This window comes from Hyphomonas sp. (genome assembly GCF_013823385.1).
In the GTDB taxonomy this organism is placed as follows: Bacteria; Pseudomonadota; Alphaproteobacteria; order Caulobacterales; family Hyphomonadaceae; genus Hyphomonas.
Map to the genome: position 1 here is coordinate 1 of NZ_PNMA01000102.1, position 2351 is coordinate 2351.

At 56.1% G+C, this 2351-nt stretch carries 2 protein-coding genes; both read right to left on the minus strand.

The window, feature by feature from the left end:
- Positions 1-140: 140 nt before the first annotated feature.
- Positions 141-1112: an aspartyl protease family protein gene (locus tag C0456_RS20040; RefSeq protein WP_291056313.1), complete on the minus strand. Its 972-nt coding sequence runs from the start codon at positions 1110-1112 to the stop codon at positions 141-143.
- 481 nt (positions 1113-1593) lie between these two features.
- On the minus strand, positions 1594-2202 hold the full coding sequence (locus tag C0456_RS20045) for an HNH endonuclease (protein ID WP_291056316.1): 609 nt from the start codon (positions 2200-2202) through the stop codon (positions 1594-1596).
- Positions 2203-2351: the final 149 nt, after the last annotated feature.

Genomic DNA, 2351 nt, shown 5'->3' on the forward strand with positions numbered 1-2351 from the left:
ATGCGAGCAAGTCCGCTTTCGGGCATGCGCGGCGCTTGCGCGAATGACCGGAAGTGGGTGGAAAACGGAATAGCGGCTTTTGCGACATATATGTAGGCCGACAGCTAAATTCAATCCAACTCTTGCGCACATCGCTCTAATCATTGTCCTGATTTCTTTGTTCGCCCCAATAGCATCATCTTGGCTTCGTAGAAATTAATCACAACAATATCGAAACGACTCAGAAGTCCGATCCCAAGCAACCCATCGCCGCTTGCTGGTAGCATAGTATCTTGAAGCACAGATATGTTATCTAACTGCTGATCACCGATAATAACAGATTGGTTTGGTGTTTGGACGACAGGTCGTATCGTTCCCTCAACACTCATTGTCCCAACACGATTAGACGGCGTGTCCTTTCCGATTGCATCGTCCCATTTACCTCCGGCTAAACTGACATCGCCACTAAACCCAAGGTCGAGCTGCAATCGGACCGGGGTATCGTTCACTTTCAACGACACGAGTGGGGCATCCCCCTCAAGAGTCACCTGCGGCACCGAAGGTGTAGCCCCGCCGCCCGACAATCGAACCGAAGATGCCGGACCGATATCAAGCATGCGCTGTTTGAACGATATGATCACTGCTGTCTGAGCGAAATACTCACGGCCGAGAACCAGGATAACAGGCTTGCCTACCAATTGCGAAACTGATTTGAGATCGATGGCAGAAACCGACGATGTAGCCTTAAGCACGCCTGGCAGATCAATTTCAATAGCCTCGGTCAGTGTCCGCGATACGGGCCCGGTGTTAGTCAAAAACGGTTTGAGCGTTTGTCTCACAGCGATCCCGTTTTGCTCGACGAAGGAAGCATCGATTGCTGTGCTTGCCGCGCCATTATCCATAATAGCCCAGACAGACGTCCCGTTGACCTTGACCTGCAGCATGAGAAAGCCACCGGTCAGCACAAAGGGGGCTTTGTGGCGCTCTGCGCCCGTATAAAAACTGATTTCAGTGGTGAACTTTTCGGGCACTATCTCAGCTGCATCTTTGCTCTGAGCCATTACGCCGTGCGAAAGCCAAGGCAATACTCCTGATAGCGCGAAGACAACTATTAAATCAAAAAGGCGAATCATGTCGAAAGGTGCTCGCTCGCTCAGAAACTGCGGAATTGCTTCGTATTCTGTCGGACATGGCTAGGGCATTAATGTCGCCCGCATCACCACAGATTAGCCTCAATCTCCACCCAATGATTAGTCAAATCACTAAGGGAAGGGAAGTATCACGCCCCTGCCAGACCGGAACCGCTCGATCACCTCAAGTGAGCAACTTGGCTTGCCTAAACTGGCGGCTCCGGGGTCGCTTGCCGAACGGCGGCTTTTGGCCCGGCGATGGCCAATCCGGCCATTTCCTACAGGCCTGGCGCACGCTAACCTGCAGCCTGTTCTTTCGCATTGTCGGTCAGGGATAGCTCACCGCGTCGCGGCGCGCGTTTTAGCTCTCCGGTTTCCGTGTCCGTCCGGCCCGTATCCGGACGGCAAACCTATGGAATGAGACGGAAATAGGGAAAGTAGGGAAGTTGGCAGGGTGAAACCTTTGTCACCTTCCCAACACGCCTCACGCCTCCAGCTCGACGTCCCAGTACAGCCAGTCGCGCCAGGTTTCGTGGAGGTAGCCCGGCGGGAACAGCTTGCCCGCCTGTTGCAGCTGCCAGCTCGTCGGGCGGATCGGAGCCTGGTGGAGCGGCATCGCGGCCTGCTTGGGGGTGCGCCCGCCCTTCTTCATGTTGCAGGGTGCGCAGGCAGTGATGATGTTCTCCCACGTGGTGCGCCCGCCGAGGCGGCGCGGCACCACATGGTCGAAGGTCAGGTGATCGTGGCTGCCGCAATATTGGCACTGGAAGCGGTCGCGCAGGAACACGTTGAAGCGGGTGAAGGCGGGAAACTCGCTGTGCTTCACATATTGCCTGAGCGCGATGACGCTCGGGATCTTCATGTCGAAGCTGGGCGAATGCACCTCGCGGTCATAGCTCGCAACGATGTCCACCCGGTCGAGGAACACCGCCTTGATCGCGGTCTGCCACGGCCAGAGGCTGAGCGGGTAATAGGACAGCGGGGTATAATCGGCGTTGAGCACCAGCGCCGGGCAGGCCGATAGATTGCGCGTCGGATCCTCGTCGATCCCGCGGAACTTCGCCACTCTCTCGATCAGTTCGGCATTGAACACGACGCGCGTTCCTCCCTGATTGACCTCTATCCTGCCGTGGCAGGGCAAAGAGTCAAACCCGTGACAGGGTGGCTATCCACAGGGACAGGCTGTGCATGACCTGTGGATAGCGCACAAAAATGTCCTGTGGCATGGGCCTTTGCGATGGA

Bases quoted from the DNA above. Each gene is read 5' to 3' on its own strand.
- C0456_RS20040 (WP_291056313.1), bottom strand. From the start codon at position 1,112: ATGATTCGCCTTTTTGATTTAATAGTTGTCTTCGCGCTATCAGGAGTA.